This is a genomic window from Pseudooceanicola sediminis (assembly GCF_003575965.1).
Lineage (GTDB): Bacteria > Pseudomonadota > Alphaproteobacteria > Rhodobacterales > Rhodobacteraceae > Pseudooceanicola > Pseudooceanicola sediminis.
Map to the genome: position 1 here is coordinate 122971 of NZ_QWJJ01000005.1, position 26161 is coordinate 149131.

Sequence of the window (26161 nt, forward strand, 5' to 3'; positions counted from 1 at the left end):
GGCGCGGGCGATGCTGACGCTGGAGAAACGGCCGCAGCCTTCCAAGGCGCTGTCCTATATCACGCCGGTGCTGGCGGTGATCGTGACGATGATCGCGGGGGGCCTGCTGTTTGCCGCCCTTGGCAAGGATCCGATCGTGGCAATCCGCACGATCTTCTGGGAGCCGCTGTTTGGCGAGTTCGCCAGCTATTACCGCCCGCAGCTGCTGGTCAAGGGCGGGCCGCTGATCCTGATCGCGCTCGGGTTGAGCCTGGGCTTTCGCGCCGGGATCTGGAACATCGGCGCCGAGGGCCAGTATATCATCGGCGCCATCTGCGGCGCGGGCGTGGCGCTGGCGTTCTATCCGCTGGAGGCCTGGTATATCTTTCCGCTGATGGTGATTGCGGGGGCATTGGGGGGATGGGCCTGGGCGATGATCCCTGCCCTGCTGAAGGTGAAATTCGGCACCAACGAGATCCTGGTGTCGCTGATGCTGGTCTACGTGGCCGAGCAATTGCTGGCCTCGATGGCGTTGGGGGTGATGAAGAACCCGCAGGGCTATGGCTTTCCGGGATCGCGCAACCTGCAACAATATCCGTCGGCGTTCAACAATGAGCTGATTGCGGGAACGGGGATGCACTGGGGGGTCGCGGCGGCCTTCATCGCGGCGATCTTCAGCTATGTCCTGCTGAACCGGCATATACTGGGCTTTCAGATCCGCCTGACGGGAGAGGCGCCACGCGCGGCGCGCTTTTCCGGCGTCAAACCGGCGCGACTGGTGCTGATCTGCATGGGCAGCGCCGGGGCACTGGCCGGGCTGGCCGGGATGTTCGAGGTCGCCGGGCCTTCGGGTCAGATCAGCATCAACTTCAACGTCGGATATGGCTTTACCGCGATCATCGTCGCCTTTCTGGGCCGCCTGCATCCCGTCGGCATCATCTTTGCCGGGCTGCTGATGGCGCTGACCTATATCGGCGGCGACGCGGCGCAGAGCCGGTTGCAGCTGCCTGCCGCGGCGATCCAGATGGTGCAGGGGATGCTGTTGTTCTTCCTTCTCGCCGTGGATGTCCTGACCAACTACCGCATCAAATTGACCAAGAGGGAGGTGGCGTGATGGATCTGAGCGCAATCAATCCGATCCTGCTGCTGGCCTCGCTGATGGTGGCGGCCACGGCCGTCATGATCGCGGCACTGGGAGAGCTGATCGTGGAACGCGCCGGGGTGCTGAACCTCGGGGTTGAGGGGATGATGATCACCGGCGCCATCGTCGGTTTTGCCGCCGCCGTTCACAGCGGATCGCCCACCGTCGGCTTTATCGCCGCGGCGGCGGGGGGCGCGGGCCTGTCGCTGCTGTTTGCCCTGCTGACGCAGGTGGCGCTGGCCAACCAGGTGGCAAGCGGGCTGGCGCTGACGCTGTTCGGGCTGGGGCTGTCGTCACTGATCGGGCAGAGCTATGTCGGGATCAAGCCGCCCTCGACACCCAAGCTGGACATCCCGCTGCTGAGCGACATTCCCGTTCTGGGGCCGATCGTGTTCCGCCATGACCTGATGGTCTATATCGGGATCGCCCTGGTGGCCGTGGTCTGGGCGTTCCTGAAATTCACCCGCGCCGGGCTGGTCCTGCGCGCCGTGGGCGAGAACCACGATGCCGCCCATGCCCTCGGCTACAAGGTGGTGCGCATCCGGGTCATGGCGATCCTGTTCGGCGGCGCCTGCGCGGGTCTTGGCGGCGCCTATATCAGCCTGATCCGCGTGCCGCAGTGGACGGAGGGCATGACCGCCGGCGTCGGCTGGATTGCCCTCGCGCTCGTTGTTTTCGCCAGCTGGAAGCCTTGGCGCGTCCTGCTGGGTGCCTATCTTTTCGGCGGAGTCACTGTCTTGCAGCTTAATTTGCAGGCGGCAGGTATTGCGATTCCCGTCGAATACCTTTCCATGTCTCCATACCTGATCACCATCCTCGTGCTGGTCATCATGTCCGCTGACCGCAGCGCCGCCCCGGCGTCGCTGGGTCGGATTTTCCACGCTTCGCAGTGAAGCGTCGCAAGCAAAAGACAACAGGGAGTTGCAAATGCTGATGAAGAAACGTTCGTTCCTGGCCGGTGCGGCAACGGCACTGGGCCTCATGACCGTCACCACCGGCGCCGCTTGGGCGCAGCAGGAAAAGGTCAAGGTGGGCTTTGTCTACCTGGGCCCGATCGGCGATGGCGGCTGGACCTACCAGCACAACCAGGGCCGTCTGGCGCTGGAAGAAGCCCTGGGCGACAAGGTCGAGACGGTCTACGTCGAGAACGTCCCCGAAGGCCCCGACGCCGAGCGCGTGATGACGGAAATGGCGCTGAACGGTTGCGATCTGATCATCGCCACCTCCTTCGGCTACATGGATTACACAATCAACGTCGCCAAGAAATTCCCCAAGGTGAAGTTCGAGCACGCCACCGGCTACAAGCTGGCTGACAACGTGGCCGTCTACGGCTCTCGCTTTTACGAAGGGCGCGCCATCCAGGGTACGATCGCCGGCATGGTCACCAAGTCGAACGTGATCGGCTATATCGGGTCCTATCCGATCCCCGAGGTCATCCGCGGCATCAACTCGGTCTTCATCCACGCCCGCAAGGTCAACCCCGATGTGCAGCTGAAAATCGTCTGGGCCTTTACCTGGTTCGACCCCGCGAAAGAGGCCGACGCGGCCCGCGTGCTGATCGAACAGGGTGCGGATGTGGTTATCCAGCACACCGATTCCACCGCCCCGCAGGCCGCCGCAGCCGAGGCCGGCAACGTCTATACCTTTGGCCAAGCCTCTGACATGGCTGACTTTGCCCCGATGCCGCGCGTCAGCTCGATCATCGACAACTGGGCGCCCTACTATATCGCCCGCGCCCAGGCCGTGCTGGATGGCACCTGGGAAAGCGCCAACACCTGGGACGGGATCGCCTCCGGGATGGTCGGCATCGGCGAGGTGTCCGACGCCGTGCCCGCCGAGGTCAAGACCGCTGCGATGGACATGAAGGCGGCGATTGCCGACGGCAGCTATCACCCCTTCACCGGCCCGCTGAAAAAGCAGGACGGCTCTGACTGGCTGGCCGAGGGCGAGGTCGCCGATGATGGCGTGCTGGCCGGCATGGACTTCTACGTGGAAGGCATCGAAGGCGAAGTGCCCAACTAAGACCACGCCACCAGGACGGGTCCCGCCAATACGGGCCCCAAAATACGGGCCCCAACAGGATTGGCTGTCATGACAAACTGAGAGGCCCCGTCGGAGCGATGTCTCCGGCGGGGCTTTTTCATGCGCGGCAGCTGTGCAAGGATGCCGGTCATGAGCGAAGATTATACAGACATATTGATCATTGGCGGCGGCGTGGCGGGGATCACCGCCGCCGCCGACCTGGCGCCGCACGGCTCTGTCCGGGTGCTGGAGCGCGAACGCCAGCTGGCCTATCATGCCTCGGGTCGGTCGGCGGCGATGTTCCTGCTGGACTATGGCAACGACGTGGTGCGCGCCCTGAACGAAGCCAGCGCCGAGGCGCTGAGCCATCGCGACGGAGGGGTGCTGTCGCCGCGCCCGATGATGCTGTTGGGACGTGCGGAGGAGGCCGACGCCTTTGCCACCGAGGCCGCCGCATTCGGCGTCGAACGGATCGGGCTGGACGAGGCCGCTACCCTGTTTCCCCTGCTGGATCAGTCGGTTGTGACGGATGCGGCCGCGCGCCATGATGCCAGTGACCTGGATACCGACCTGATGATCCAGAATGCGCTGCGGCGCGCGCGCGGCGCTGGCGCCATCATCGAAACCGGCGCCGAGGTCACGGCGATCCGCCACGATGGCCTGTGGCAGGTCAACGTCGGCGCGCAGGTGTACCGGGCGGCAACGCTGGTCAATGCCGCCGGGGCCTGGGCCGACACGATTGCCGTGATGGCCGGGATCGCGCCGCTTGGCATCCAGCCCTATCGGCGCAGCATGGCCGTGCTGCCGCTGCCCGCGGGCATGGACGGCGCGGGCTGGGCCTTTGTCGATGCGGTCGGTGAACGGTGGTACGCCAAGCCGCAGGCGGGCAAGCTGCTGGTTTCGCCTTCGGAGGAACATGCGCTGGAGCCGATGGACGCCTGGGCCGACGACATGGTGCTGGCCGAAGGGCTGGCCCGGTTCGAGGAGATGGTGAACATCGAGGTCACGCGCGTCGAACACAGCTGGGCGGGTCTGCGCAGCTTTGCCCCGGACCGTGCGCTGGTGGTGGGCCGCGATGCGGCGGTGCCGGAGTTCGTCTGGGTGGCGGCACAGGGGGGCTATGGCTTTCAGACGGCGCTGGCTGTGTCGCGGCTGGTCGCTGACCTGGTGGCGGGCAAAGCGCCGGAGCTGTCCGAAAACGTGGTTGCGGCCCTGTCCCCTGCCCGATTTGGTTAACGGTGCCGGGGTTCTGCCCAAACCATTGAGTTAACCGCAAAATCCCCCATCGGTATCTGAGCGGTATCGGAGCGGTATCACGTCGGTATTCGTGCGGACACCGCGCGCGCGTTAACGCAGCGCGCGGTGATTTTTTGAGAGTGTCAAATCGGGGTTGCCCCCGCCCCCAGCCCCTATTCGGAAACGCGGATCTTTGCGTTGGTCGGGTCGTAGGGGCTGTCCTCGGTGATCTCGGCATCCCAGAGCTGGTCGAACATCTTGACCTTGAGTTTTGTGCCCGGCACCGCCAGGTCGGGCGTGACGTAGCCCATGCCGATGCTTTTGCCGAAGGCAACCGAGTAGCCCCCCGAGGTCAGGCGGCCAACTTTGGTCGCGCCATCGTACAGCGCTTCGCGGCCCCAGGGATCGGCGTCGTCGGGGCCGTCGATCAAAAGGGTGACGCATTTCGCGCGGATGCCCGTGGCCTCCATCGCGGCCTTGCCGTGAAACTCTTTTGTCAGATCGACGAACCGGGGCAGATCGGCCTCAAGCGGGGTGGCGTCACGGCCAAGCTCGGTGCCGAAGGCGCGATAGGATTTTTCCTGACGCAGCCAGTTTTGCGCCCGCGCCCCGACGAGTTTCAGCCCCAGCGGTTCACCCGCCTTCACCAGCATGTCCCAGAGGTGGTTCTGCATCTCGATCGGGTGGTGCAGTTCCCACCCCAGTTCGCCCGTGTAGGCGACGCGGATGGCGCGGACGGGGACCATGCCCAGCTCGATCTCGCGCGCCGAAAGCCAGGGGAAACGCTTGTTCGAGAGCGCGGTTTCGGGATCGGCGTCGCAGATCACCGATTTCAGCAGCTCACGCGATTTCGGGCCCGCGATGGCGAAGACGCCCCATTGGGTGGTGACGTCCTGGATCTCGATATAGCCGAACTCGGGCGCTTTGTCTTCGGCGGCCTTGCGCAGGAAATCGGCGTCATAGGCCGTCCACGCCCCGGCGGAGACCAGGTAATAGCTGTCCTCGGACAGGCGCACGATGGTGTATTCGGTGCGGGTGGTGCCGGCGGTGGTCAGCGCGTAGGTCAGGTTGATGCGGCCGACCTTCGGCAGCTTGTTGCAGGTGAACCAGTCGAGGAAGGCAGTCGCGCCGGGGCCCTTGACGACGTGCTTGGTAAAGGCGGTGGCATCGACGAGGCCGACCCCTTCGCGGATCGCCTTGGCTTCCTCGACCGCGTATTGCCACCAGCCGCCACGGCGGAAGCTGCGCGATGCGTGGTCGTCGAACCCGGCGGGCGCATAGTAGTTCGGGCGATCCCAACCGTTGACGGCGCCGAATTGCGCGCCTTTTTCCTTTTGGCGGTCATAGGCGGGCGAGGTGCGCAGGGCGCGCGCACGCTCACGCTCCTCATCCGGGTGGTGCAGGACGAAGACGTGCTCGTACGCCTCTTCGTTCTTTTGCACGGCGTATTCGGAGGTCATCCAATTGCCGTAGCGCTTGGGGTCGAGGGAGGCCATGTCGATCTCGGCCTCTCCTTGCGTCATCAGCTGGGCGAGGTAGTAGCCGGTGCCGCCCGCGGCGGTGATCCCGAAGGAGAAGCCTTCGGCCAGCCACATGTTGCGCAGGCCGGGGGCCGGGCCGATCAGCGGGTTGCCATCGGGGGTATAGCAGATCGGGCCGTTGAAATCGTCCTTGAGGCCAACGGTTTCCGAGGTCGGCAGGCGGTGGATCATCGACATGTATTCTTCCTCGATCCGCTCCAGATCGAGGGGAAAGAGGTCGGCGCGGAAGCTGTCGGGCACACCGTAGCGGAAGCGCGCGGGGGCGTTGCGTTCATAGGGGCCGAGAATCCAGCCGCCGCGTTCCTCGCGCACGTACCACTTGGCGTCGGCGTCGCGCAGAACGGGGTGTTCGGGGTTGGTCTTGCGGTATTCGACCAGCGCGGGGTCGGGTTCGGTCACGATGAACTGATGCTCGACCGGAATCGCGGGGGTCTTGAGGCCCAGCAGGCGCGCGGTGCGCTGTGCGTGGTTGCCGGTGGCTGTGACGACATGTTCGGCGGTGATCACGGCAGTTTCGTCCGAGGGCACGAGGTTGCCGCCCTTTTCCACCATCTTGGTCACGCCGACCTGCCATTCAGACCCGGTCCAGGTATAGCTGTCGACCTGCCATTTGCGTTCGATCAGCACACCGCGCTGGCGCGCGCCCTTGGCCATGGCCATCGTCACGTCGGCGGGGTTGATGTAGCCGTCGGTCGGGTGGAAGATCGCGCCCTTCAGATCGTCGGTGTTCAGCAGGGGCCAGCGCGATTTCATCTGCGCGGGCGTCATCCACTCATACGGCACGCCGGCGGTTTCGGCCGTCGAGGCATAGAGCATGTATTCGTCCATGCGGTCCTGCGTCTGCGCCATGCGCAGGTTGCCGACGATGGAGAAACCGGCGTTCAGGCCCGTCTCGGCCTCGAGGCTCTTGTAGAACTCGACCGAGTACTTGTGGATGTGGGTGGTCGCATAGCTCATGTTGAACAGCGGCAGCAGACCGGCGGCGTGCCAGGTCGAGCCGGAAGTCAGCTCATCGCGTTCGAGCAGCATCACGTCGTCCCACCCGGCAGCCGCGAGGTGATAGGCGATGGAGGTGCCGACGGCGCCGCCGCCGACGACGAGAGCTTTGACGTGGGATTTCATGACGCAGGGTTCCTGATTGGGTGATCTGGCGCCAGCTTTACCATCGTGACAAATTTCCGCACCGCCCAGCCGACGCAATGCGCGCTGAATGCGACGTGGGGCCAGAATGCCGCCGGATTGGATGCCGGGACGACCCCATGCGCGGCGCGCATCAAGAGACGGGGGTTGCGCATTGTCCTGCCGCATTGCAGAATAACTACCGCATAACGGAAATAAACGTGACGTTGCAAGGCGACGGAAAGTCTGTTTTGTCCTGTCATGGCTGGGCGCAAGATTATATCAAAGCGCCTGAGACGGATTGATCCGCGCCGAATCCGGCGCAGGTCGCAGAGTGAAAAACAAGGGGAGTGACCGCAGATGAAGGTACTGGTGCCTGTCAAACGCGTGATCGACTACAACGTGAAAGTTCGCGTCAAGGCGGATGGCAGCGGGGTCGATCTTGCCAATGTGAAGATGTCGATGAACCCGTTCGACGAGATTGCCGTGGAAGAGGCGATCCGTCTGAAAGAGGCCGGCAAGGCGGAGGAAGTCATCGCCGTTTCCATCGGCGTGAAACAGGCGCAGGAAACCCTGCGGACCGCCCTGGCCATGGGCGCCGACCGCGCCATCCTGGTCATTGCGTCGGACGATGTGCATCAGGACATCGAGCCGCTGGCCGTGGCCAAGATCCTGGCCAAGGTGATCGAGGACGAACAGCCCGGTCTGGTCATCGCCGGCAAACAGGCGATCGACAACGACATGAACGCGACGGGCCAGATGCTGAGCGCGCTGCTGGGCTGGTCACAGGCGACATTCGCCAACGATCTGGACGTGGAGGGCGATTTCGCCACCGTCACGCGCGAGGTCGACGGCGGGTTGCAGACCGTCAAGGTCAAGCTGCCGGCGATTGTCACCGCCGATCTGCGTCTGAACGAACCGCGCTATGCCAGCCTGCCCAACATCATGAAGGCAAAGAAGAAACCGCTGGACGAGAAGACCGCAGAAGAGCTGGGCGTCGACGTCACGCCGCGCCTCGAGGTCGTCAAGACATCCGAGCCGGAAACCCGCAGCGCGGGCATCATCGTCGGGTCTGTCGATGAACTGGTTGCCAAACTCAAAGAGAAGGGGATCGTGTAATGGCCGTTCTTCTGCTTGCCGAAGTCAATGATGGCGTGCTGGCGCTGGACGCCACCGCCAAGGCCGTATCGGCCGCCGGAAAACTGGGCGACGTGACCGTCCTGGTCGCGGGTGAAAAGGCCGCTGACGCTGCCGCCGAGGCCGCCAAGATCGCCGGTGTCGCAAAGGTGCTGACCGCCGAGGATGCCCTGTACGGCCACCGCCTGGCGGAACCTGTCGCGGCGCTGATCGTGTCGCTGGCCGGCGATTATTCCCACATCGTCGCCCCGGCGACGACGGACGCCAAGAACATCCTGCCGCGCGTCGCCGCGCTGCTGGACGTGATGATCCTGACGGATGTGTCCGGGGTGGTCGACGCCGACACGTTCGAGCGCCCGATCTATGCGGGCAACGCCATCCAGACGGTGAAATCGAAGGATGCGACCAAGGTCATCACTTTCCGTACCTCGACGTTCGACGCCGCGGGTGATGGTGGGTCTGCCACGGTCGAAAGCATCGGCGCGGCCGAAAATCCCGGCCTGTCGGAATGGGTCGAGGACAAGGTTGCCGAAAGCGACCGCCCAGAGCTGACCAGCGCGGGAATCGTCGTCTCTGGGGGGCGCGGTGTCGGCTCCGAAGAGGATTTTGCGCTGATCGAGAAACTGGCGGACAAGCTGGGCGCGGCAGTTGGTGCATCGCGCGCCGCGGTCGATTCGGGTTTTGCCCCGAACGACTGGCAGGTTGGCCAGACCGGCAAGGTCGTCGCCCCCGAGTTGTATGTCGCGGTCGGGATTTCCGGCGCGATCCAGCACCTTGCGGGGATGAAGGATTCCAAGGTGATCGTCGCGATCAACAAGGACGAAGAGGCGCCGATCTTTCAGGTTGCCGATTTCGGACTGGTCGCGGACCTGTTCACCGCCGTCCCCGAGCTGATCGAAAAGCTGTAAGGGATCAGGTGGCGGGGCGCGCCCCGCCCGGTCGTATCGAAAACGGCCGAATATTGGAAAGGCCCGAATATTGGAAAGGCCCGCCGGGAATGGCGGGCCTTTTGCATGGGGAGGGCAGGCCCGCTGCGCGCTGCGCCCTGCCACCTGCGACCTGTCAGGTGGCAAATGGCGATGAACCGGGCGCAGGGCCTTGCGGCGCTGCCGCCGTCGGTCCACATTGCGCGCATCAAGCGACAGGAGTTTCAGGTGGATATCAGGCAGATTGGCGTCATCGGCGCAGGTCAGATGGGCAACGGCATCGCACATGTGCTGGCAGTCGCGGGATACGACGTGCTGCTGAACGATATCAGCCAGGAGGCGCTGGATCGCGCCGTCGCGCTGGTCAACAAGAACCTCGACCGGCAGGTGCAGCGCGAAAAGATCAGCGCCGACGACAAGGCGGCCGCCATGGCGCGCATTTCGATCACCCGGACCCTGCCCGACCTTGGCAATTGCGATCTGATCATCGAAGCTGCGACCGAGCGCGAAACGGTGAAGGAGGCGATCTTTCAGGATCTGCTGCCGCACCTGAAACCGACGACGATCCTGACCTCGAACACCTCCTCGATCTCGATCACCCGGCTGGCCAGCCGCACCGACCGGCCCGAGAAGTTCATGGGCTTTCACTTCATGAACCCCGTGCCTGTCATGCAGCTGGTCGAACTGATCCGGGGCATTGCCACGGATGCCGAGACCTATCAATCCTGTCTGAGCGTGGTGGAAAAGATCGGCAAGACCGCCGCATCGGCCGAGGATTTCCCGGCGTTCATCGTCAATCGCATCCTGATGCCGATGATCAACGAGGCGGTCTATACGCTGTACGAGGGTGTCGGGAACGTGAAATCGATCGACGAGAGCCTGAAGCTGGGCGCCAACCATCCGATGGGCCCGCTGGAGCTGGCGGATTTCATCGGTCTGGACACCTGCCTGGCGATCATGAACGTGCTGCACGACGGGCTTGCCGATACCAAGTACCGCCCCTGCCCGCTGCTGACGAAATACGTCGAAGCCGGTTGGCTGGGCCGCAAGACCGGCCGCGGCTTTTACGACTATCGTGGCGAGACGCCGGTTCCGACCCGCTGATCCGGGCGCGCCTGTGGCCCTCTTGCATGCCTCCGGCGGGGGTATTTCACGCCAGATGACAAAGAGCGCGCCCGCGCCCTGATCGTGCCGGGGGCCGGGTCAGAGGGGGTGGTTTCGCAAGGGGCCGATGCCGGGGGAGTGGCCGCTAGAGGCCCTCGGCCTCGGGTTGCGTCAGTTCCAGGGGGGCGACCTCCTTTGCCCGCAGGTCCGCGATACCCAAGGGCCCCTCGGGGCGGGAGAGACGGTTGCGCACGACCCAGAGCAGGCGATTTTCGGCACGCGTGATGGCGACATAGGCCAGGCGTTTCCAGAGCGGTTGGCCTGCCTCGACGCGGCCTGCGCGGGAGGCGGCGTAGATGTCGGGGGCGAAGACCTGAACGGCGGGCCATTGGCTGCCCTGCGCCTTGTGGATCGTGACCGCCGCGCCGTGCAGGAACGTGGCCCCCATGCGCGCGGCGTAGGGGATGAAGGGTTCTTCCTGGTCCGGTTTTTCGATCTTGACGATCGAGGCGGCCGAGACCTGGGGGTTTTCGGCACCGACGACATGCAGTCGTGAAAAGCCCGGCTTGGCCCCGGGGCCGAGGTAGATGACCTGCGCCCCCTTGATCAGGCCGCGGGCCTCGAGGTCCTGGCGTTTCTTGCGGTGCTTGAGCGGCAGTTCGATGCCGTCGCAAATCAGCGGTTCGCCGGGCAGAAGGGCATCTTCGGGGGCGTCGTGCACGTTGCGGAAGGCATTGATCAGGCGGATGCGGGTGGCGTTGCGCCAGACCAGGACCGGAGAGCGCGCCATCAGCTCCGCCTCGACGCGCTGCGCCCAGACGACGCGCTCATCGCGTTGCGCGGCCTCTTCGATCATGCGTTCGAAGCGATAGAAGTCGACCTGCGGATCGGCCAGCAAATGGGCCAGGTCGAGGATCGGGTTGTCGGCCTCTTGCCGGTGGATGCGCGACAGTTCCAGCCGGGCCGGCGCGGGCAGCGTTTCGAACACCATCTGGCCGGACTGTCCGACCGGAGCGAGCTGGGCCGGGTCACCGAAGATGATCAGGTTCGGGAAGATTTCGCACAGGTCGCTGAACTGCTTTTCGTCGAGCATCGAGGCTTCGTCGACAAAGCCGACGTCCAGCGGATCATCGCGGCGTTTCCAGCCGGTGATGAAATCCGAGCCACGCAGACCGGCGACGGCCAAGGCCCCCGGAATCGACTTGTTGCCCTCGTAAAACAGTTTGGCGCGGTCCATCGCCTCGTCCGTCAGCCCCTCGACCACCGGGCGTTCGCCCTGCCCTTCGAGCCATTCCGCGACCTTTTCATATTCCGGGTCGTAGACCGGCGTGTAGAGGATGCGGTGGATGGTCGTGGCCCGCACGCCCCGCAGGCGCAGCACCGACGCGGCCTTGTTGGTGGGGGCAAGAATGGCCAGGCTGCGGCGTTCGCGGGCGCGCTTGGGTTCGTAATCGCCCGAGACGACGGCGAGGCCCGCGGCCTCGCACGCCTCGGCCAGGGCGCTGAGAAGCAGGGTCTTGCCCGAGCCGGCCTTGCCGATCACCGCCAGAACGCGGCTCTTGCCGTCGCGCGCCGGGGCGGTCGTGGCTTCGACCAGGTTGATGCCCGCCTCGGCCAGAGCCTCGGCGATACGATCGAAGGCATCGGCCTGATCATGGGAAAATGTGAGCGCCGGAAGGGTCATGGCGCGACGCTACTCTCTGGGGGCAAAAAGCACCAGACGGATCAGCCACGCCGCCCGCGAATCCGGGGCCGATCGTGGGCGTTATCGGGTCGGAGCGCGTGGCGAGATCAGAGTTTCTTGCACGGGGCGGGTTCATCGTCGGTGTTGTCCTGCACCGTGGTCGGACGTGCGACGGGAGGGTGCCCTGAGGCGGCGGTGCTATCGGGTTGGCCCGACATTTCGACATGGGCGACGCGGCGGGCGCGCTGGAGTTGTTCGGCGAAGGCGACCAGCCCCCGGTCCTGTGCGGCCATCTGCAAGTCCTTCAAAACATCAATCATCCAGAGATTGGATTTCATGCCGCCCACCACCTTCAGATACCACGTCAACAGGAACACCAGTCGCATACAGGCAAGGAAATGCCGGAGGATCGCATTAAGATCAGCCGAATGCCATTTGCCGCGCATTCAATAAAAGTTGCAGGAATTGCATTGTAATATCAAATGTTTTTTGACCGTCGCGTCAATTAATTTGCCAAAAGGAAACAATGCTGGAAGGGGCCGCGCCAGCGCCACCGGGCAGTGTGGCGCACAAGCGGCGCGTGGATGCAGACGGCCCTTGGTGGTGCTGACGGTGCCGCGGAATCGTCCGGTGCCGGGGCGGAGATCGGGAGTGATGTCCTGGCGGGCCGATGCAGGCTGCGGCGCGGAGTGGGAACTGGCGCAGGGCGTCGTGATGGCGCGGCGAGACCAATCCCGATGATGTGCGCCGCGTTCCCGGGGAGGGAATTTGATCGTCCGCCAAGCGCCGCGATGCAGGCGGCATTGCGGGGCCATGCCCGCGCGTGCCGAAAGAAGTCGGCGCCCCGCGCCTAGTTGCGGCGGTAGCCTGCGGGCGGAACGGTATAGTAGAAGGCCGTATGGTCGACCTCGTTCGGGCGGCGGATGCCGGCCTCGACCCGCTTGCGCGCAATTTCCTGTTTGGTGACGCGGGTGGCGATTGCAAGCTGATCGACCACTGCCATCATGCCACGATCCCGCGCCGCCTCTTGCAGATCGGCGAGGACATCGACCATCCATTGGTCCGATGCCAGCCGCGGTATGGCCAGCGACGAAAGATCTGCTTCAACTCGGTTCTGACCACGCATGTACATCGCTCCCCACAAAAAGACGTTTCGAATGCCCCGGCCCCACCTGCCGGACGGAAGACAGGCGACCCCATCGACTCGTCCATCACATTGTCATTACGGCCCTTAAGAAGGTGTTACCGACCGGCTTCCAGAACGTCTTCAACTGTACGCAAACCGGTGCGCGGGGCCTGCACCAGAACCGCCATGTTGCCCGGTTTATGCTGATTTCGCAGCATCTTCATATGGGCGGCGGGAATTTCGGCCCAGGGAAAGACCTCGGACATGCAGGGGTCGATCCGCCGTTCGATCATCAACTTGTTGGCGGCGGCGGCCTGCTTGAGATGGGCGAAGTGGCTGCCCTGAAGACGCTTCTGGTGCATCCACATGTAGCGCACGTCGAAGGTGCAATTGAAGCCGCTGGTCCCGGCGCAGATCACGACCATGCCGCCCTTCTTGCAGACCAGCGCCGAGACGGGAAACGTCGCCTCGCCCGGGTGTTCGAACACGATATCGACGTTGTTGCCCTTGCCGGTGATGTCCCAGATCGCCTTGCCGAACTTGCGCGCCTCGGAGAACCATTCCTTGTATTCGGGCGTGTTGACGGTGGGCAGCTGGCCCCAGCATTTGAATTGCTTGCGGTTGATGACCCCCTTGGCACCAAGGCCCATGACAAAATCGCGCTTGTCCTCTTCCGAGATGACCCCGATGGCATTGCCGCCAGCCGCATTGATCAGCTGGATCGCGAAGGACCCGAGGCCGCCAGAGGCGCCCCAGACCAGCACGTTCTGACCCGGCTTGAGTTCATGCGGGTGATGGCCGAACAGCATCCGGTAGGCGGTGGCGAGGGTAAGGGTATAACAGGCCGATTCCTCCCACGTCAGGTGTTTGGGGCGCGGCATCAGCTGCTGCGCCTGGACGCGGGTGAACTGGGCAAAGCTGCCGTCGGGGGTTTCATAGCCCCAGATCCGCTGCGAAGGCGAGAACATCGGATCGCCGCCGTTGCATTCCTCGTCGTCGCCGTCATCCTGATTGCAGTGGATCACGACCTCGTCCCCGACCTTCCATGAACGCACGGAGGAGCCGACGGCCCAGACGATGCCGGAGGCATCCGAGCCTGCGATATGATAGTCCGCGCCATGCCCGTCGAAGGGCGAGATCGGCACGCCGAGACCCGCCCAGACGCCGTTGTAATTGACCCCCGCCGCCATCACGAGCACCAGCACCTCGTGGCTTTCCAGCGTGGGGACGTCGACGATTTCCTGCTGAAAGCTGGTGTCCGGGTCGCCATGGCGTTCCCGGCGGATCGCCCAAGCGTACATCTGACGCGGCACGTGGCCTAGGGGGGGCAGCTCGCCCACCTCGTAGAGGTCCTTTTGCGGTGCGTCATAGGGCGCGATGCCCGTTTCGATGTCCAGAGCCATGCCGACCTCCTCCGGTCAAGAATTGCCGCGACGCAGAATCGCGGGATGCCGCCCTTGGATAGCTTTCGTCACGTAATATTGCAATGCCTGAGTTATAATTTTTGTAACTTTGTTTCGCATGGGATTTTTAGATCAGGGGGCCTGAGGCCGCCTCGTCTTTGTTTTCATGGACTGATGAACGCGGTGCGCTGCGTTGAGCGCCTGCGCCCCTGATGGAGCCGCGCGGCTGAGCGTCGCTGCCAAGGCGATCCAGGCGCGGCAGGAAAGGCCGACTACGCCGCGTCGCGGCGAATTGACAGGGCCACATTCTTTCATATACCTACATGGTTGCGTAATTAAATTACCGCCAGAACCAACGAGGCCCGCGATGACCGAGACCCAGCCCGCCCCGCCGACCGGCACCGAGACCGCGCCCGCGCCCGAAACTGCGGCGCGGGATCGCCCGTGGCTGTTTCGCACGTATTCGGGGCATTCCACGGCTGAGGCGTCGAATGCGCTGTACCGGGCCAACCTGTCGCGCGGACAGACCGGTCTGTCGGTCGCCTTCGATCTGCCGACGCAAACGGGCTATGACAGCGATCATGTGCTGGCGCGGGGTGAGGTCGGCAAGGTTGGCGTGCCCATCGGCCATCTCGGGGATATGCGCGCCCTGTTCGACCAGATCCCGCTGGCCGAGATGAACACCTCGATGACGATCAACGCCACGGCGCCCTGGCTGCTGGCGCTGTATATCGCCGTGGCCGAGGAACAGGGGGCGGACCCGCACGCGTTGCAGGGGACGGTGCAGAACGACCTGATCAAGGAATACCTGAGCCGGGGCACCTATATCTGTCCGCCGAAACCCAGCCTGAAGATGATCGCGGACGTGGCCGAATATTGCTATGCGCATGTGCCCAAGTGGAACCCGATGAACGTCTGTTCCTACCATCTGCAAGAGGCTGGCGCGACGCCGGAGCAGGAGCTGGCCTATGCGCTGGCCACCGGCATCGCGGTGCTGGACGCGTTGCGCCCGCGTGTGCCTGCGGCCGATTTTCCCGCGCTGGTCGGGCGGATCAGCTTTTTCGTCAACGCGGGCATCCGCTTTGTCACCGAAATGTGCAAGATGCGCGCCTTTGTCGATCTGTGGGACGAGATCTGCCGCGACCGCTATGGCGTGGAGGAGGAGAAGTTCCGCCGCTTTCGCTACGGCGTGCAGGTGAACAGCCTTGGCCTGACCGAGCAGCAGCCCGAAAACAATGTCTACCGTATCCTGATCGAGATGCTGGCCGTGACGCTGAGCAAGAAGGCCCGCGCGCGCGCCGTGCAGCTGCCCGCGTGGAACGAGGCGCTCGGCCTGCCCCGGCCCTGGGATCAGCAGTGGTCCCTGAGGATGCAGCAGATCATGGCCTATGAGACGGACCTGCTGGAATTCGACGACCTGTTCGATGGCAACCCGGCGGTCGATGCCAAGGTCGCTGCTCTGAAAGAGGCCGCGCGGGCGGAACTGGCGAACCTTGGCGCCATGGGCGGCGCGATCGGCGCCATCGACTACATGAAGGCGCGGCTGGTCGAGAGCAACGCGGCGCGGGTCAACCGGATCGAACGGAACGAGACGACGGTGGTGGGCGTCAACCGCTGGCGCGAGGCCGAGCCATCGCCGCTGATGGGCGCGGACGGGGGCATCCTGACCGTCGACCCCGCCGTCGAGGCGCAGCAGGTCGCCCGCCTTGGCGCGTGGCGGGCGGCGCGCGACGCCGACGCGGTTCGCGGGGCGCTCGATGCGCTGCGCGAAGCGGCCCGCGCCGGGGACAACATCATGCCGGCCTCGATCGCGGCCGCAAAGGCAGGCGTCACCACTGGCGAATGGGCCGCCACCATGCGCGCCATCCACGGCGAATATCGCGGCCCCACCGGCGTCGCCGCCGGGGTCAGCAACCAGACCGAGGGGCTGGACGAAATCCGCGCCGCGGTGAATGCTGCCAGCGACACGCTGGGGCGGCGGCTGAAGTTCGTGATCGGCAAGCCGGGGCTGGACGGCCATTCGAATGGAGCCGAGCAGATCGCCTTTCGCGCCCGCGATTGCGGCATGGATATCACCTATGAAGGCATCCGCCTGACGCCGGACGAAATCGTGCAGCGCGCCCGCGCGGAGGAGGCCCATGTGATCGGTCTGTCGATCCTGTCGGGCAGCCATATGCCGCTGGTCGAAGACACGCTGGCCCTGCTGAGGGAACAGGGGTTGGGGCATATCCCGGTCGTCGTCGGGGGCATCATTCCCGACGACGATGCGCGCCGTTTGCTGGAAATGGGGGTCGCGCGGGTCTATACCCCCAAGGATTTCGAGCTGAACCGGATCATGATGGACGTGGTCGCGCTGGCCCGACCAGCGCCCGTGGCGGCCCAGTAACCGTGGCGGCCTAGTAACCGTGGCTGCGCAGTAACCGTGGCAGACGTGATTTCCGGGTGATCATGCGATCGCGGTGAACATGGCCGGCGCGACATGCGTTGTCATGGCAGGGGGCACGCCTCTGGCGGCCAATCACCGCCAGCCAGCCACCACCACCACTAGGAGACCGCCATGACAGTGATCACCAGAACCGCCCGCATCACGGGCCGCGTGCAGGGCGTGGCCTATCGGGCCTGGGTGCGCGGGCAGGCCGAAAAGAAGGGCCTGCAAGGCTGGGTCAGGAATTGCGACGATGGATCGGTGATGGCGCTGTTTCATGGCCCCGAACCCGACGTCGACGCCATGATCACCGCGTGTTGGAGCGGCCCCGGCGCGGCCTCGGTCCGCAATGTCGACTGCGCCAGCGCCGCGCCGCCGACCGAGGCAGGGTTTCATATCCTGCGCTGAATTTCTGCGCAGCCCGGCGCGGAAATCGGCAAACCGCCGCGTGCCCCCTGCCAAACCCCGGAACGTGATTGGATATCCTCCGCAGGCTGACCAGTTAGAGGGCCATGCGAACGATCCCCATCCCCTTCGCCGGCCGTCGCGCCGCGCGCCTGTTTCCACGCTTGCTACCTCGTCTGGTTACACGCCGGGCCATGCGCATGGCGCGCAAGCTGGCACACGGTCCGGCACGGCATCCGGCACGTCAGATCCCGCCGGGGCAGGCCGGGTTGATGACGCTGGTGCGGTCCTTGGCGATTACGCTGGTCTTGTCCCTGGTGTCGACGGCCCTCCTCGCCCCGTCGCCTGCCCGCTCCGGACCGGCGGCCACAACATTGCTGCGCCCCAAGGCCATTTCCTATGCGGCCGATGGTGGCTATGCCCTGTCGTTCAATCGCAACTGGGGGTCGCTGTCTTTCGACATCTTCACCCCTCGTCGGGTGATCCTGGGGAACGACGGGCTTGGCGAAGTCAGCTTTGACCACGTTGCCCTGGCGTTCAGCGGCAACGACAGCGCGCACTCTGCCCAGCTGTCCTATGGCCGGGTCTGGCGCACCAGCCTGTCGGCCAACCGCGTGCTGGGGATCAATGGCTACCTCGATTTCGGCAAACGCGCCGCCATCGACGAGGTGATGGCCCAGGCCACGGTCGGGCTGGAATACGAAATCGCCTTGCAGGGTGTGGAAACCGCGACCAACCTGACCTTTGGCAGCAACCTGTACCTGACCTTGGACGATTACACCCGCGCCCGTTACAGCAGCAGCGCCTGGGTGCCACGGCGCGGCGTCGACAGTTATGTCGCATGGTCGCAGACCGTCGGCAGCGGATTGCAGATGGGCGCGCGGGCCAGCCTGTTCCAGTATCCCGCCACCGCCACGCGCCAGGCACGCGGGATCGGGACATTGTCGCTGACCAGCCGGGTGACCCGTGGCCTGCCCCAGGGCACATCGCTGAGCGCGGCCCTGACCGGGCGTTTCACTCCGGGCGAAGTGATCGCCCCCCGGCTGAAGCTGCAATTGCGCCGATCACGCCCCGTGATCCATGCACAGGGCACCCGCCCCGTCGGAACCTTGCAGCCCAGCCGCAAATGCAGCATCCGCCCCGCTGCGACACGGCTGGACCGGCTGGATTGTGGTCGGCGCGCCTATCATCCGCGCCGGATGCATGAGTATTACCGCCCCAAGGGCACACGGACCGAAGGCACGGTAAGCGTTCCCACCCCCAGGCGCCGCCTCGGCTATGGCTCTCTCTACGTGCCCTAGCGCCACGACCGACCGCATTTTCCGCGGCGGCGGTACACAGGGCGATACAAAGGGCGGTGCAATGCGCGCCTTGTCGCCCTCATCGCCTTGCCCCTGCCGGTGAACCGCTTAGGTTGGCGGCGAAACAGCTGTGGAGGCCGCAATCAAATGACGTTCAAACAAGTGGAACTGGGCCGCGGCGGACCGCTGGTGCCGCAACTTGGGTTTGGCGCGATGTCGCTGGCAGGCATGTTCGGGCCGACGGACGAGGCGACCAGCTTTGCCACGCTGGATGCTGCGATCGCCGGGGGGATCACGTTCTGGGACACCGCCAACATCTATGGCATGGGCATCAGCGAAACGGTGCTGGGCAAGTACATTGCCGAAAAGGCACCGCAGATCACGCTGGCCACCAAGGCCAGCATCGTGCCCGGCCCGCCGCGCACCATCGACAATTCCTATGACCATCTGCGCAGCGAGCTGGAACAATCGCTGAAGCGGCTGAACGTCGACCGGGTCGACCTGTTCTATGCCCACCGCCACAACCCCGACACCCCACCCGAAGCCCTGGCCGAAACCATGCAGCGCCTGATCGATGCCGGGCTGATCGGTGGCTACGGCCTGTCCGAAGTTGCCCCCGGCACCGTCGCCCGCGCCCACGCGGTCAGCCCGGTGCGCGCGGTACAGAATGAATATTCGCTATGGTCGCGCCAGCCTGAGCTGGGGTTGATCGACCTGTGCGAACGGCTGGGCATCGCCTTCGTGGCGTTCTCTCCGCTGGCGCGGGGCATGTTTGGCGAAGTGTCGATCCACCCCGACAACATGCGCGAAGGTGAATTCCGCCGTGTGAATCCGCGCTTTATCGAACCCAACTACAGCTACAACCTGGCGGCCATCGACGGATTCCGCGACTGGGCCCATGGCAAGGGCTGGACAGTTGCCGCCGCGGCCCTGGCCTGGGTGCTGGCCCGTGGCGAACACGTGATCCCGATCCCGGGCACGCGCACCCCTGGCCATCTGAACGAATGGCTTGGCGCCGCTGACATCACGCTGAGCGCGCAGGACATGGCCGAGATCGCCGCGCTGCTGCCCGTCGGCTTTGCGCATGGCGACAGGTATTCCGACAGTCAGGCGGCATCGGTCGAACGCTACTGCTGAGGGGCGCGACCGGCGTGCGGGTCGGGGCAAGGCAGGTCAGGTCGGGGCAAGGCGGGGGAGCAAGGTGCGCTGCCCCCCGCCCCCGATTTGACGCCACCCCTCGATCACAGGCCGTGGCTGCCGTCATAGGCGCTGCGCAGCGGTGGCTGCCATCCCGGCAGGCTGTCTGACCCGGGCGTCAGCACCTCGATCAGAAGCGGATGGCAGAGAGCCGTATCGGAGGAATGTTCGGACGAGCAATCCCCACCGGGGCAGGCGCTGAGCGCGCCAAGCAGATCGACCTCTGCAAACAGCGTCAGGGCGTCGCCCGGGCGCACCGGGCTGGCCTTCATGAAATACTGGCCGGTGTCGCGGGTAAATCCGGTGCACATGAAGACATTCAGCACGTCATGCACCATGGGTTCGGCCTGACGCGCCGGAATGCCCAGCTCGGCCGCGAGGGCACGGGTCAGGTTGGAATGGCAGCACCGGTGATAGTGCGTTCCCGCCAGCAGAGCGCCGGTATAGGGATCGCACCGGGTGCCGATCACGTCGTGCACGGAACCGCCATAGGCGTCGATGCCGTACCAGTCCAGCGTGTCCTGCACGATGGTCGCCATCGGGCGCAGGTGCGGAAAGCATGACCAGAGCCGGTCGCCGGTGCTGACATGGGTGCCGTGCAGCGCACGGGTCTTGCCGGAATAGAACCGCTCGGTCAGGTCCGCCGCGTTCCACAGGTTGAGATCGCCGACCTGCGGGCCATCCTGGCAGCTGATGCGAAAGAACGAACCGGCGGGCACGCGAAACGTGGCGGCGTCACGTGCCGGGGCAATCACGCGGGCGGTGACCTGCGTCGTCGCAAGGGCCGCGCGATAAAGCGCGAGGTCCGGCCGGGGCAGCGTTTCGACCGGGTAACAGATGACGGGCGCGACGGCGCGGCGCGCGTCGGCGTCGTCCGGGAGCGTGGCGGTGCGGTGCGGTGCGGAGGTGTCGGGCGGGGTCATAGATCTGGCCTTTCTCGGGACGTTTGGCCCAGACAACAGTGCGGCGGGCGCGGGTGCAAGGGGCGTGCGGACAGACGTCCCAAGGCCGGAAAACGCGAAACCGGGCAGATCTCTCTGCCCGGTTCAGGGTGGTCAGGGTGCGCGGCGCGCCGAAACGGCGATCAGTCCTGCAACACCACGATATCCAGCGGCGGAAAACCGTTGAAGCCGATCGACGCATAGGTCGAGGTATAGGCCCCGGAGTTGCGGATCACGACACGATCACCGCAGCGCAGCCCCAGCGGCAATTCGACGGGGCGCTTTTCATACAGGACATCGGCGCTGTCGCAGGACGGACCGGCCAGCACGCAGGGGCCCGTCGCCTCGTGGTCGCGGTCGGTCAGGAACTGATAGCGGATCGCCTCGTCCATGGTCTCTGCCAGCCCCGAAAACTTGCCGATGTCGAGGTATACCCAACGGTGCAGGTCATTGTCGGACTTGCGCGACACCAGCAGGACCTCGGCCGCGATGGCGCCTGCCTCGGCCACAAGACCGCGGCCCGGTTCCGCCATGATCCGGGGCACATCACCGAACCGGTCGTGGATCAGCGCCATCACACGGGCGGCATAGGGCGTCGGGCCGTCGATCGCTTCGCCGTAGAAGGCGGGAAAACCGCCGCCGATATTCAGCAGGGTCAGGTCATGTCCGGCGGCGCGTGCCTCGGCCCAGACTGCGGCAACCTGGTCCAGCGTGGTGGTCCACATGTCTGCGCGCCGGGTCTGGGAACCGACATGGAAAGACAGGCCTACCGGGCGCAACCCAAGGGCAACTGCTTGATCCATCAGGCGAATCGCATGATCCCGCGATACCCCGAATTTGCGCGACAGCGGCCAGTCGGCCTGTGACGCGTCGACGATCAGGCGGATGTAGACATCTGCGCCGGGCGCGTGGGTGGCGATCTTTTGCAGCTCTTCTTCGGCATCGGCGGCGAAAAGCGTGATCCCCGCAGTCCAGGCGAATTCGATGTCACGCGGTTTCTTGACCGTGTTGCCAAAGGAAATCAGGCCGGGGTGCGCCCCGAGCGACAGACACAGCTCGATCTCGGCGCGCGAGGCCGCGTCGAACCCCGAGCCGAGACCGACAAGCCGTTCGATGATTTCGCGCTGCGGGTTCGCCTTGACCGCATAATGGATATGGGCCCGCCCGAGACCGGCCTTCAGCGCATGATACTGACCCTCGACCTGGTTGATATCCAGGACCAGCGTGGGTCGGTCAAAGCGGTTTTGCCCGATGAAGGTTTCCACGCGCGAGGCGGCCCGAGATACAGGGCGAGCGGCGGGGTGCAAGACAGGGCGCATGGGGTCGCGCGCCGAAAAATCGGTTACGTTCACGTTCATGGTCATCTCCAATAGACCCGGCCATATATGACCGCTCACTTCCAAGGGAGACGTTACCGTCGCTACGTAACCTTAGGGCTGCCAGCCCTTTCGCCAGAGGCGCGTGCGTTGGCGTCTTGAAACGCGATATTGTGCGGATCGCGGATTCGATCAAGGAGTATTTTTCAGCTCTGGAGAATTTTGGCCGATGCAGGCTGCGAACCGGTTTGCAGCGGCGGCGTCGGGCCAAACGGACGCGCGCCCCGGCCTTGCAATTCAATCACTTGCGCTTGGCAACGCAGATCTTTGGCGGTGTCGTGCCCTCTACCCATTCCTCGGCGCCGCAGGCCGCGCAATGGTAATAGGTCTGACCGTCGCGGTTGCGCGACCGGTCCATCCGCCAGCGGCAGCCCCGCGTCGAGGGATTCGAATAGATCATGATCAGGACGATGGCCAGGATCAGAAAGACCGGGGCAAAAATCATCGGGCTGCTCTCCTCTTGTCTTCGACTGACGATCGGGTCTCGGCCGGGCCGGCGCTGGCCGGTCCACCCCTGGCACGATCAGACGTGGGGCACCGGCAGCAGGGGCCGAAACGACAAACCGCGCAGCCCGAGGGAGACTGCGCGGTTCGCGTCGGCCTGCCTGGCGCCACTGGGGCGATCAGGCGGCGTAGGGGACATACTCCGCCGCCTTGGCCTCGGACTTCGTGGCAACGGGGGTCGCCGGCGTGAAGTAGGAGAGCGTCTCTTCGAGGAGCGTCAGCGCCTCGGCGGGGGAAAATTGGTGGGTCCGGTGGTCGTTTGTCTGGGTCTTGCGCGTCATCTCGGGGGCCTTTCGTCTGTCTCGCCTCCCTGCCCCCTCCATATGGGACGCGCGGCCCCCAAGGGAACGTATAATCCTGCACATGCGCTATGCTGCGCGTGCAAAGGTCACGCGGCAGGAAACTGCGGCGCGCGTTTCGGACACAATAGCGCAGGTCCGGCACGCAGCAGTGCTTGTGCGGACGCGCAACTTGGTGCATTGGCTGGCCGACACGCGCCAACCGTAAAGGACGCCGCAATGGACTACGGAAAACAAGGTGCTCCCAAGCTCCACAAGAATGCCCCGCGCTACAAGGGCGACAAATCGAACAGCGGCAAGGATGCCGGTGTCGGCGGCGCTTCGTCGAAAGAAGAGCTGGTGGCCCGCATGAAGGCCGCTGCAGAGGCCAAGAAAAAGGGCTGAGGCCCTTTGCTGTCCTGACCGCGATTGTGCCCAACCGCAGCCTGCCCGGCCTTCTGACCGGGCGGGATCGTTGCCGCTTGCGCCGAGGACAGGCAGAGTGTGCGGCGGAGAAAAAGCCGCGCCCGCCAAAACTGCACGTGCCGAATAGCCAGGCTCGGCACGTTCTGTAACGGCCTCTCCCCACCTACCCTCCCCCGCCCTCCCAGTTCAAACTCCCAGGTCACACGGACGCAGAGGGTCACGCCCTCAGAATCGCAAAAGGCCCCGGAATGCTCCGGGGCCTTTTTGTCGTGACGGGAAATGGTTCAGACGGTGCGTTCGACCATCATCTGCTTGATCGACGAAATCGCCTTGGCCGGGTTCAGACCCTTGGGGCAGGTCTTGGCGCAGTTCATGATCGTGTGGCAGCGATACAGCTTGAACGGGTCTTCCAGCTGGTCCAGACGCTCGGGTGTTGCCTCGTCGCGGCTGTCGATGATCCAGCGATAGGCATGCAGCAAGGCGGCCGGGCCGAGGTAACGATCGCCGTTCCACCAGTAGCTGGGGCACGACGTCGAGCAGGAGGCGCACATCACGCACTCATACAGACCGTCGAGTTTCTTGCGATCCTCGATCGACTGGCGCCATTCATTGGCCGGGCGGTTCGTCTTGGTTTCAAGCCATGGCATGATGCTGGCGTGCTGGGCGTAAAAGTGCGTCAGGTCCGGGATCAGGTCGCGCACCACGGGCATGTGGGGCAGCGGATAGATCTTGACGACCTTCGACTTGACCTCGTCCAGACCAAAGATGCAGGCCAGCGTGTTGCCGCCATCGATGTTCATCGCACAGGAGCCGCAGATGCCTTCGCGGCACGACCGGCGGAAGGTCAGCGTCGGATCGATCTCGTTCTTGATCTTGATCAGCGCGTCCAGAACCATCGGGCCGCACTTGTCCATGTCCAGGAAGTACGTGTCGATGGTCGGGTTTTCGTCGTCATCCGGGCTCCAGCGATAGATCTGGAACTTGCGAACGTTGGTGGCACCCTCGGGTTTCGGCCAGGTCTTGCCGGTCTTCATCCGTGAGTTCTTGGGGAGCGTCAGTTGTACCATGTCGTCCTCCTTAGAACGTCCGCGCCTTGGGCGCGATTTTCTTCAGCGAGATGCCACCCTGGTCTTCGGTGGTCAGCGGATCGAGGATGACGGGGCGATAGGTCAGGTCGACCTTGTTGCCGTCAACGCGGCTGATCGTGTGGACGCGCCAGTTTTCGTCGTCACGTTCCGAATAATCCTCGTGCGCGTGGGCGCCGCGGGATTCGTGGCGCGCCTCGGCCCCGACGATGGTCGCCATGGCGTTCGGCATCAGGTTGGTCAGCTCCAGCGTTTCCATCAGGTCGCTGTTCCAGACCAGGCTGCGGTCGGTGACGTGCAGATCGGGGATCTTGGCCGCGATCTCGGTCATCTTCTCGACCCCCTCTTTCAGCGACTCGGAGGCGCGGAACACGGCGGCGTCGGACTGCATGGTCTTCTGCATTTCCAGGCGCAGCTCGGCTGTCGGCGTCCCGCCCTTGGCATTGCGGAAATAGTCGAACCGGTCGAAGGCCTTGTCGATCGATGCCTGGTTCGGCACGGCCACCGGTGCGGCCCGGTCGACAACCTTGCCGGCGCGGATCGCGGCGGCGCGGCCAAAGACCACGAGGTCGATCAGCGAGTTGGAGCCGAGGCGGTTGGCCCCGTGAACGGATGCGCAGCCTGCTTCGCCCACGGCCATCAGGCCGGGCACGACCTGCGTCGGGTTGTCCGCTGTCGGGTTCAGCACTTCGCCGAAGTAGTTCGTCGGAATGCCGCCCATGTTGTAGTGCACCGTCGGCAGAACCGGGATCGGCTCCTTGGTCACATCGACGCCGGCAAAGATCTTGGCCGATTCCGAGATACCCGGCAGACGTTCCGCCAGCGCCTCGGCGGGCAGGTGCGCCAGGTTCAGGTGAATGTGGTCGCCATGTTCACCGACACCACGGCCTTCGCGGATTTCCATGGTCATGGAGCGCGAAACGTAGTCACGCGGCGCGAGGTCCTTGTACTGGGGCGCATACCGCTCCATGAACCGTTCGCCTTCGGAGTTGGTCAGGTAGCCACCTTCGCCGCGCGCGCCCTCGGTGATCAGGCAGCCGGAGCCGTAGATCCCGGTGGGGTGGAACTGGACGAACTCCATGTCCTGCAGCGCCAGGCCCGCGCGGGCCACCATACCACCGCCGTCGCCGGTGCAGGTATGGGCCGAGGTCGCGCTGAAGAAGGCGCGTCCATAGCCGCCGGTGGCCAGAACGACCATCTTGGCGTTGAAGATGTGCATCGTGCCGTCGTCAAGCTTCCAGCAGACAACGCCCTGGCATTGCCCGTCTTCGGACATGATCAGGTCGATGGCGAAATATTCGATGTAGAACTCGGCGTTGTTCTTCAGCGACTGGCCATAGAGCGTGTGCAGGATCGCGTGCCCGGTGCGGTCAGCCGCCGCACAGGTGCGTTGCACGGCAGGGCCTTCGCCGAATTCGGTGGTGTGACCGCCGAAGGGGCGCTGGTAGATCTTGCCCTCTTCCGTGCGGCTGAACGGCACGCCGTAATGCTCAAGCTCGTAAACGGCCTTGGGGGCTTCGCGGGCGAGGTATTCCATCGCATCCGTGTCGCCCAGCCAGTCGGACCCCTTGACGGTGTCGTACATGTGCCACTGCCAATTGTCCGGGCCCATGTTCGACAGAGAGGCGGCGATGCCGCCCTGCGCCGCAACAGTGTGCGAGCGGGTCGGGAAAACCTTGGTCACGCAGGCCGTCCGCAGCCCCTGTTCGGCCATGCCGAGGGTCGCGCGCAGACCTGCGCCACCGGCCCCAACCACGACCACGTCATATTCGTGTGTTTCGTATTCGTAAGCAGCCATAGGGAAC

The 26161-nt window shown here is 64.7% G+C and carries 23 protein-coding genes; 12 read left to right on the top strand and 11 right to left on the bottom strand.

Annotated features, from left to right (window positions below):
• Positions 1-10 precede the first annotated feature (10 nt).
• The 4 genes from DL237_RS06985 to DL237_RS07000 all read left to right on the top strand — a co-directional run bounded on the left by DL237_RS06985 (position 11) and on the right by DL237_RS07000 (position 4378).
• Positions 11-1093: an ABC transporter permease gene (locus tag DL237_RS06985; protein ID WP_119398340.1), complete on the top strand. Its 1083-nt coding sequence runs from the start codon at positions 11-13 to the stop codon at positions 1091-1093.
• Complete coding sequence (locus DL237_RS06990) at positions 1093-2013, top strand: ABC transporter permease (protein WP_119398341.1); 921 nt, start codon at positions 1093-1095, stop codon at positions 2011-2013. The genes DL237_RS06985 and DL237_RS06990 overlap by 1 nt, the downstream gene beginning before the upstream one ends.
• 40 nt (positions 2014-2053) lie before the next feature.
• Positions 2054-3142, top strand: coding sequence for a BMP family ABC transporter substrate-binding protein (locus DL237_RS06995; RefSeq protein WP_119398491.1), 1089 nt, complete (start codon positions 2054-2056; stop codon positions 3140-3142).
• 150 nt (positions 3143-3292) lie between these two features.
• Positions 3293-4378, top strand: coding sequence for an NAD(P)/FAD-dependent oxidoreductase (locus DL237_RS07000; protein WP_119398342.1), 1086 nt, complete (start codon positions 3293-3295; stop codon positions 4376-4378).
• Positions 4379-4551: 173 nt separating this feature from the next.
• On the opposite strand, the gene DL237_RS07005 is transcribed toward DL237_RS07000, so the two are convergent.
• Positions 4552-7041 carry a GcvT family protein gene (locus tag DL237_RS07005; RefSeq protein WP_119398343.1) on the bottom strand — a complete coding sequence of 830 codons (2490 nt, stop codon included), beginning with the start codon at positions 7039-7041 and terminating at the stop codon, positions 4552-4554.
• Between the two features lie 357 nt (positions 7042-7398).
• Here DL237_RS07005 and DL237_RS07010 point away from each other — a divergent pair, with 357 nt between their 5' ends.
• The 3 genes from DL237_RS07010 (at position 7399) to DL237_RS07020 (ending at position 10205) form a co-directional block, all read left to right on the top strand.
• Entirely contained in the window at positions 7399-8157 is a 759-nt protein-coding gene (locus DL237_RS07010; protein WP_119398344.1) for an electron transfer flavoprotein subunit beta/FixA family protein, read from the top strand.
• The gene (locus tag DL237_RS07015; RefSeq protein WP_119398345.1) at positions 8157-9083 is read left to right on the top strand and encodes an electron transfer flavoprotein subunit alpha/FixB family protein; all 927 of its coding nucleotides are present in this window, start codon (positions 8157-8159) and stop codon (positions 9081-9083) included. The genes DL237_RS07010 and DL237_RS07015 overlap by 1 nt, the downstream gene beginning before the upstream one ends.
• 246 nt (positions 9084-9329) lie before the next feature.
• A complete protein-coding gene (locus DL237_RS07020) occupies positions 9330-10205 on the top strand; it encodes a 3-hydroxybutyryl-CoA dehydrogenase (RefSeq protein ID WP_119398492.1) in 876 nt (291 codons plus the stop codon).
• 145 nt (positions 10206-10350) lie between these two features.
• On the opposite strand, the gene DL237_RS07025 is transcribed toward DL237_RS07020, so the two are convergent.
• From DL237_RS07025 to ccrA, 4 genes are all read right to left on the bottom strand, one after another.
• Complete coding sequence (locus DL237_RS07025; protein ID WP_119398346.1) at positions 10351-11889, bottom strand: ATP-dependent DNA helicase; 1539 nt, start codon at positions 11887-11889, stop codon at positions 10351-10353.
• Between the two features lie 107 nt (positions 11890-11996).
• Entirely contained in the window at positions 11997-12335 is a 339-nt protein-coding gene (locus tag DL237_RS07030; protein WP_119398347.1) for a hypothetical protein, read from the bottom strand.
• Positions 12336-12739: 404 nt separating this feature from the next.
• Complete coding sequence (locus DL237_RS07035) at positions 12740-13015, bottom strand: hypothetical protein (RefSeq protein WP_147405316.1); 276 nt, start codon at positions 13013-13015, stop codon at positions 12740-12742.
• 116 nt (positions 13016-13131) lie between these two features.
• On the bottom strand, positions 13132-14418 hold the full coding sequence (ccrA, locus tag DL237_RS07040) for a crotonyl-CoA carboxylase/reductase (protein ID WP_119398349.1): 1287 nt from the start codon (positions 14416-14418) through the stop codon (positions 13132-13134).
• 367 nt (positions 14419-14785) lie between these two features.
• Between ccrA and DL237_RS07045 the strand changes: the two genes are divergently transcribed.
• The 4 genes from DL237_RS07045 to DL237_RS07060 all read left to right on the top strand — a co-directional run bounded on the left by DL237_RS07045 (position 14786) and on the right by DL237_RS07060 (position 19686).
• A complete protein-coding gene (locus DL237_RS07045; protein WP_119398350.1) occupies positions 14786-16804 on the top strand; it encodes a protein meaA in 2019 nt (672 codons plus the stop codon).
• A 171-nt stretch (positions 16805-16975) separates the two neighbouring features.
• Positions 16976-17251, top strand: coding sequence for an acylphosphatase (locus DL237_RS07050; protein WP_119398351.1), 276 nt, complete (start codon positions 16976-16978; stop codon positions 17249-17251).
• 197 nt (positions 17252-17448) lie between these two features.
• On the top strand, positions 17449-18549 hold the full coding sequence (locus DL237_RS07055) for a hypothetical protein (protein ID WP_119398352.1): 1101 nt from the start codon (positions 17449-17451) through the stop codon (positions 18547-18549).
• A gap of 147 nt (positions 18550-18696) precedes the next feature.
• Entirely contained in the window at positions 18697-19686 is a 990-nt protein-coding gene (locus DL237_RS07060; protein ID WP_119398353.1) for an aldo/keto reductase, read from the top strand.
• Between the two features lie 104 nt (positions 19687-19790).
• Here DL237_RS07060 and DL237_RS07065 read toward each other — a convergent pair whose 3' ends face one another.
• From DL237_RS07065 to DL237_RS20570, 4 genes are all read right to left on the bottom strand, one after another.
• Entirely contained in the window at positions 19791-20669 is an 879-nt protein-coding gene (locus tag DL237_RS07065; RefSeq protein ID WP_119398354.1) for an urea carboxylase-associated family protein, read from the bottom strand.
• 161 nt (positions 20670-20830) lie between these two features.
• Positions 20831-22045: a type III PLP-dependent enzyme gene (locus DL237_RS07070; protein WP_199672015.1), complete on the bottom strand. Its 1215-nt coding sequence runs from the start codon at positions 22043-22045 to the stop codon at positions 20831-20833.
• A gap of 259 nt (positions 22046-22304) precedes the next feature.
• Positions 22305-22508, bottom strand: a complete 204-nt coding sequence (locus DL237_RS07075) for a hypothetical protein (protein ID WP_233544892.1) — start codon at positions 22506-22508, stop codon at positions 22305-22307.
• A gap of 178 nt (positions 22509-22686) precedes the next feature.
• The gene (locus tag DL237_RS20570) at positions 22687-22848 is read right to left on the bottom strand and encodes a hypothetical protein (protein ID WP_158585600.1); all 162 of its coding nucleotides are present in this window, start codon (positions 22846-22848) and stop codon (positions 22687-22689) included.
• Between the two features lie 237 nt (positions 22849-23085).
• Between DL237_RS20570 and DL237_RS20710 the strand changes: the two genes are divergently transcribed.
• Entirely contained in the window at positions 23086-23250 is a 165-nt protein-coding gene (locus DL237_RS20710; protein ID WP_199672016.1) for a hypothetical protein, read from the top strand.
• Positions 23251-23555: 305 nt separating this feature from the next.
• Here DL237_RS20710 and DL237_RS07085 read toward each other — a convergent pair whose 3' ends face one another.
• Together DL237_RS07085 and sdhA are read right to left on the bottom strand one after the other, a co-directional pair.
• Positions 23556-24338, bottom strand: coding sequence for a succinate dehydrogenase iron-sulfur subunit (locus tag DL237_RS07085; RefSeq protein ID WP_119398357.1), 783 nt, complete (start codon positions 24336-24338; stop codon positions 23556-23558).
• A 10-nt stretch (positions 24339-24348) separates the two neighbouring features.
• The gene (gene sdhA, locus DL237_RS07090) at positions 24349-26154 is read right to left on the bottom strand and encodes a succinate dehydrogenase flavoprotein subunit (protein ID WP_119398358.1); all 1806 of its coding nucleotides are present in this window, start codon (positions 26152-26154) and stop codon (positions 24349-24351) included.
• Positions 26155-26161 lie beyond the last annotated feature (7 nt).